At 37.4% G+C, this 6,455-nt stretch carries 5 protein-coding genes; 2 read left to right on the top strand and 3 right to left on the bottom strand.

The annotated features are described in order from the left end of the window. Positions 1-334 precede the first annotated feature (334 nt). Positions 335-1,048 (bottom strand): DUF6445 family protein, encoded by a 714-nt coding sequence (locus tag ACSHXM_RS13395; RefSeq protein ID WP_435689269.1) that lies wholly within the window; start codon positions 1,046-1,048, stop codon positions 335-337. A 123-nt stretch (positions 1,049-1,171) separates the two neighbouring features. Next, the gene (locus ACSHXM_RS13400) at positions 1,172-4,186 is read right to left on the bottom strand and encodes a TonB-dependent receptor (RefSeq protein ID WP_435689270.1); all 3,015 of its coding nucleotides are present in this window, start codon (positions 4,184-4,186) and stop codon (positions 1,172-1,174) included. A 514-nt stretch (positions 4,187-4,700) separates the two neighbouring features. Here ACSHXM_RS13400 and astE point away from each other — a divergent pair. Together astE and ACSHXM_RS13410 are read left to right on the top strand one after the other, a co-directional pair. After that, positions 4,701-5,723 (top strand): succinylglutamate desuccinylase, encoded by a 1,023-nt coding sequence (gene astE, locus ACSHXM_RS13405; RefSeq protein ID WP_435689271.1) that lies wholly within the window; start codon positions 4,701-4,703, stop codon positions 5,721-5,723. A gap of 111 nt (positions 5,724-5,834) precedes the next feature. Continuing rightward, positions 5,835-6,161 (top strand): heavy metal-binding domain-containing protein, encoded by a 327-nt coding sequence (locus ACSHXM_RS13410; protein ID WP_435689272.1) that lies wholly within the window; start codon positions 5,835-5,837, stop codon positions 6,159-6,161. A 49-nt stretch (positions 6,162-6,210) separates the two neighbouring features. Here ACSHXM_RS13410 and ACSHXM_RS13415 read toward each other — a convergent pair. Beyond that, a partial coding sequence (locus ACSHXM_RS13415; protein WP_435689273.1) for a tryptophan 7-halogenase occupies positions 6,211-6,455 on the bottom strand: 245 nt, incomplete at its 5' end.

The following is a 6,455-nucleotide window of genomic DNA, read 5'->3' on the forward strand; positions in this document are numbered from 1 at the left end:
TTTAATTATTATTTTGTTTCGTTTTGCGGCGATTAACTTGCGTTATATTCCTCAAAATTAACAATATCAAAACTAAGAAGGACTAAAATAATCCATAATGTAAACGTTTTCAAGAAAAGTTTGATTAATTTGTTAATTTAAAGTGAACTTTTGTTTGTTTTAATAATGGCTAGCTTTTTAATATAAAGCAGCCCTCTTAATCAAAGATAAATATTAAATGTTATCGATATGTTGCAGAGCCTTATATGAGAGAGGGTTGTTAATCATCAAAACATTGGTTTTCTTGAAAACGATTCCATTATTAAGTGCGCTAAAATAGGTATTTTCTATCTTGTTACTTGTTTGGAGTTTGACAGTCGATAAAGTTACTAATCGTTAATCGAGGGGGATTCTTTGCCCCTGAACTAACAAAGGTGGCGGGTATAGAGCCTGAATGTAGTGAGTTACGCCTGTAAAATATGATTCGATTAAACACGCCAGCTTGTTCTGATATGCGCTCATATAAGGCGGTGTTTCCATTAATGTAACCGTCAGTCTTTTTGGGAATATTAGGTCCACCGTTTTCAGACTCAAGTGAACGTAAGTATTCAATCTGTCTAGATTGATCGATCATTTCGTAACCCGTCTTCTTGTGGCGATAAAATGATGTTCCACCTAATTCCCCTTGAAATAGGTAATGAACAGCAGCAAGTCCGTTCTTATCTAGTGAATCAAAGTGTGGAATTTTTTGTAGCAAGTTTAATTTTTCTGGAGGAGTGGTTACGATGGAGTAGTGACTAACAGGAAATGTTAACTCTGAACTAGGAAGCTCAAAAAACTCGATCAATGTGTCTTTTAACGTGTTGAGAATAAGGTTTTGATAGGACTTAGGTGTTGGGGCCCTTACACCTGGATAATAAGGAGAGTTTTGCTCAAACTTTAAGGTTTTGCTGTATTCAATGAGTTCATCAATTTGTTCAATAAAGTTATCTACCACTAGTATTGGGGCTTGCTCATTTCCAAAATAGTGTTTACTCATCCTAATATTGGTGCTTGCACTAAGTTCCATATATGTCATTACACTTTACATCATTATTAATGGTTTTATATTACTAGGGATTTAATCTTCAGGATACAAAAAAGGCCACTTAAAAAAGTGGCCTTTGCATTTTAGATAATACTAAGATTTATCTTAGAAGTTATAACGTACACCGACTTGGTAACGAGCACCTAGGTCTGACAAGTTCCAGATTTGACGAATTGAACGGCCGTGACTACGGCTGTTTTCTTCTGTTAGGTTTAAACCTTCAAAAGAAACGGTTAATTCATCATTCACTGCATAACTTACGTTAAAGTCTAACTGAGCAAATGCTTCGATATACTCTGGGCTTCGTGAGCTACCTCTAGAAGTACTGTTAAGGTATTCATCACGCCAGTTATAAGCTAAACGGGCTTGAATAGCGTCCTTTTCATACATTGCGACTATGTTAGCAGTGTCACTCAAACCAACTAAAGCAAACTGAGAAACACTTGGGCTACCAGTATCGTCAAAGCCAATGTCACCACGTACAGTCGTATAGTTAGCTGCTACACCAAAACCAGTGTCACCAAAGAAGTGTTGGGCTGCTAACTCGAAACCATAAATTTTAGCTTCTTTGTTATTAACCGGCTTACTGGTTAAGAAAGTCATTACAGGATCGTCATTATTTGGATGCACATCATACTTAGCCGCAATTCCTTCAGAGAAAGAAATACCTGGTTGGTAATCAGCAGCACCATTCGGGAAGTCTTGAGGGTTATCAATAATTACCGTCATAGTAAATAGTGATGTTTCATCAACTTGCACACCTAAATCATTAAGTGCTGCGGTTGCCGCTAACGCACGAGGACCAGCAGTTACATCACGTAAATCGAAGTGAGATTCTTCAACTTGCTCTGTACCAATAAAGTTTTTAACACGTTTTTCATAGAAACCAACCGATACATAACTTGAATCATCAAAGTAATACTCTAAAGATAAATCAAAGTTGTTAGATTGTAATGGTACAAGTGCAGGGTTAGACGCTGAGGCTGTCGCTGAACCGCCTGTAGCCGCTGGACCATTAGTGCTAATGCCTGTTACCGCAGCGCGCAATTGGCTATAACCAGCACGAGCTATGGTTTGGCTAAATGAAGCACGAGCTTTCAATTCTTCTGAAATAGCTAAGTCAAAATCTAAGCTAGGTAACAAGTGGTCGTATGAAGTTTCACCAGTGATAGCTGTTACTTGGTCAGACAACTCATAGAAGTAATCGTTGTTGTCACCCCAAACAATAGCCGTGTTTTGTAATGAGAACGAAGTTGATTCTACGTCAGTACTTTCATAACGAACGCCGGCTAAGAAGTTTGCTTCCATACCTGCAAGTTCACCGTTTAAAGCTACTTGAGCATAAATTGCAGTGGTATCTTCTTTAACTAGGTGGTTTTGTGAGAAATCAGGGTTGTAACTGTAGTCGTGACCATAAAAACCTTCTGCCCAAGCTGCTGCGCCGAAGGTGTCAAGTTGCCAACCGAAACTATCAATACCTGTTGTATTGTAATCTTCAAATCCGCCTAACACATCAATGTCACTAACGAGGCTAGATGGGATATCTTGTGGGTTACTTACGCCCCAATCACCCAAAGCCATATAGTTTTCTGAATAAGTTTGTGCCATTTCCATAGAACGTGTTTCAACACCAAAATCAAAACGACCTTCGTCAAATTCGTAAGTACCGTCAACTTTAACTTGTTGGATATCAGTTTCTTGAGCACTCCAGTGACTACGTAATACCTGACTACCTACATCACCCACATCAGCTACACCGTTACCATTACCTTTAGTTGTATCATGAACAATTAATTCAGTAACAGGTAAGTCAGCCATAAAGTTCATTGTTTGATAAAAACCAATTGGTGTTGCAGCTGCAAAATCTAAATTACCACCAGCTTTACCTGCGTTAGGTGAGCTATCCATGTTTGAATCATGGAAATCAAAACTTAAAGCGAAGTCATCATTAACTCGGTACTCTAAGTTTAAACCAATTGAACTAAGCGTATTTTCTTGAGCAGTGAATACTGAATTACCATTGTTATCTTTGGTACCAATAGCATTGCCATCATCGTCAAAGCCACTCACGTCTTCAGAAATAATAACTGCTGTAGCAACTGGTTGGTCTGTATCAAAGGTTACATTGTGAGTGTTACGAGTAAACCAAGCGTTTTTAGTATATTGAGTTTTCTCAAGATCATTATTCGCGTAGGTATAATCAAGTGTTGCAGTAAAGGTGTCAGTTGGCGCAAATTGTAATGTTACTTGAGCGTTATCACGTACACGTTTGTCGTCATGTACTTGATAGCCTACGTTATTAGGCATACCAAATAACTGTCCAACAGCTGGCGGGTTAGTAATTGTTCCATTTACACCAGAACGGTTACCAAGAGAGCTTTCATCTTCCCATACTCCAATACGCCAATCATTTTCGGCAAAACGACTTGAACCACTGTCACGCTCTTGGTGACTAACGGTTAAACCCACGCCCCAAACGGCGTCATCACTTTTATAACTAAAGATACCAGATAATTCTGGGGTGACATCGTCACCAGTGCGGTTAGTGGTATCCATCACTGCTTTAGCACCAACACTTGCACTGAAACCTTCTTTACCTGCAAGAGGTTTAGCAGTAATGATGTTAATAGTTGCACCAATACCACCAGTTGCAATATCTGCTTTACCAGTTTTATAAACTTCAACTGCTCGAACACTTTCAGATGCTAAGTTAGCAAAATCAAATGCACGAGACGTACCTTGGTTGTTAGCAAAAGCACCAGCAGCAGGCATCATACGGCCGTTTAGAGTGATCATGTTGTTGCCAGCACCAAAACCACGTACTGTAACTTCTGAACCTTCACCATTGTTTCGGCTGATTGAAACACCCGTAATACGTTGTAATGATTCAGCTAAGTTAGTGTCAGGGAATTTACCAATATCTTCTGCTGATATAGCATCTACAACACCAAGTGATTCTTTTTTGGTGTTCATAGACTCAGCCATACTCGAACGTAAGCCGCGTACTTCAATAACTTCGTCCGCTTCTTGTGCCATTGCAGGCGCAATAACCGCTGAACCTAACATTAAGCCAATGCTTTTGGCGAGTATAGAGTGTTTAAATTGAGTGTGTGATCTCATGAATTAAATACCTTTAGTTGTTTTTTGTAGTTGTGTGTGTGTGGTTTACGAATTCATCTCAGAGCTATAAAAACTCTTTCTGTAAACGTTTTCAAACGTTAAATTGTTGGTTAATTATTGTCAAACAGTTTGTTAATTAATTTATACATATATTTAACACTTTTCCTTGTCTGTCTTGAATTTGTTGGCCTGTGGATTAGGCATAGATCAAATATTATTTTCCTAAACTTTTAGCATCACTTGTTATTATGTGTAATTAACTTTGGTTGGTGTACTAACCGATTCGTTTTACATTTTAAAAACTTCTGTGGTTTATTTTTTTCCCTTCTAGGAAATGAATAGTCTACTAAAGTTAGCAAGTTTGAAAGCATTATTTATTTACATTTTTGTAACAAGAGTTTATTTTTTTTAGTTTTATTTCTTAGCTTGACTAAATTTAGAGGGTTATTTTTAACGATTTTTAAGCGATTATAAGGATTGTTTAAATAGCAATTTAGCATTGGAAATTTATAACTTGCAGATTCAAAATACTTTATTCGATTCAGGCGAATTTTTGTCTCTTAGCCGCCAGTCAGCGGACTTATTTGAAAAGCCATTTAGTTTTTATATAGATGATCACACTTTAGTGAATGTTTTAGCGCCGGGTATTATTTGTTTCGAGCCAATTAGTGTTGGAAACAAAGATATTATTTATTCTTGCGGTGTACATGGAAATGAAACAGCGCCCATCGAAATATGTGATGCATTAGTGAAAGACATTCTATTGGATAAACTAAAGCTTAGTCAGCGATTGTTAATTATCTTTGGAAATTTAAAGTCAATGGATCTTGCCCAGCGTTTTGTGACTGAAAATATGAATAGATTATTTGGATTGCCAGCTGAAGATAATATTTCTAGCGATGAAATGGTTCGAGCTAGACAAATTGAATGCGCTGTAGAGAAGTTTTACATCACTGATAGCCAAGATAGAGAACGGATACATTACGATTTACATACCGCAATTCGATCGTCAAAAAATGATAAATTTGCGGTATATCCTTACTTACACGAAAAACCTTGGGATAAATCCCAATTAGAAGTTTTGCTCGCTTGTGGCGTTAGTACCATTCTTTTGTCTGGAAACCCTACCAATACTTTTAGTTATTTTTCATCAAGGAATTTTGGGGCCCACTCTTTCACAGTTGAACTCGGAAAGGTTAAATCTTTTGGTAAAAATGATATGCAGAACTTTACCCAAGTCGTGAAGACTCTTAGGCAGCTAATTTCGTCACTAAACGTTAAGTTCAAATTGTTTGATGCTGAAGACTTCCATATATTTAAGGTGAATCAAGTGATTAATAAAAGTCAGTTGGATTTTAGGCTTAACTTCGCAGATGATTTAGCTAACTTTAGTGATTTCCCCAAAGGCACTGTTTTAGCCTCTGAAACAGGATGCGAATACAAAGCTCAATATGATGGCGAAGCCATTGTTTTCCCCAATGCTGGCGTGGAAGTGGGGCAGCGGGCAATGCTAACTGTCATACCTACTCGTATTTAATGGAATTGATATAAAGTCAATTCACAATGTTTTACAACTGATATCTTGATTGCTTATTACATGGCCATTAGGGTAATGCAATAAACATGTTATTAAATAGGAAGCATTAAAATGATCATGACAACGACTAGTCAACTAGAAGGTAAGAATATTGAGCAATATGTGGGAATAGTGGTGGGTGAAGCCGTTATGGGCGCTAATATTTTTAAAGATATTTTTGCCTCAATTAGGGACATTGTTGGTGGTCGCTCTGGAGCCTATGAAGATGAATTAACTAAAGCTCGTAAAATTGGTTTTCAAGAGCTTGAAAATGAAGCCCGTTCAATTGGCGCAAATGCTGTGATAGGTATTGATATTGATTATGAAGTTGTCGGCAAAGGGGGCTCTATGTTGATGGTAAGTATTAGTGGAACCGCCGTTAGATATACAGACAAATAATACAAAGAGAAACAGCACAGGCATTGTGCTGTTTTTATCTTATTAACGACTACATTTTACAGTATCTATCTATAAATGATTGATGTGTGGGCAGTTTTTCAACTACTTTATTAATATTATTTCTAAAATTAGTTAAAAAATTTGTGAGCTCTTGGTCACTCATAGCATGAACTATTGGGTGGTAACTTTCAGGTATCACTCCTTGGCCAAACATCACTTGTGTCCAAGAGTCGACTCTGAAAATTTCTCCGTCAATCTGCATGGCTTGAGCACTTTCTTTAAACAGCTTAATTC

The sequence above is a fragment of the Paraglaciecola sp. genome, from assembly GCF_051252315.1.
Taxonomy (GTDB): domain Bacteria; phylum Pseudomonadota; class Gammaproteobacteria; order Enterobacterales; family Alteromonadaceae; genus Paraglaciecola.

Coding starts and splice junctions, on each gene's coding strand:
- ACSHXM_RS13395 (WP_435689269.1), bottom strand. CDS start 1,048: ATGGAACTTAGTGCAAGCACCAATATTAGGATGAGTAAACACTATTTT.
- ACSHXM_RS13410 (WP_435689272.1), top strand. CDS start 5,835: ATGATCATGACAACGACTAGTCAACTAGAAGGTAAGAATATTGAGCAA.
- ACSHXM_RS13400 (WP_435689270.1), bottom strand. CDS start 4,186: ATGAGATCACACACTCAATTTAAACACTCTATACTCGCCAAAAGCATT.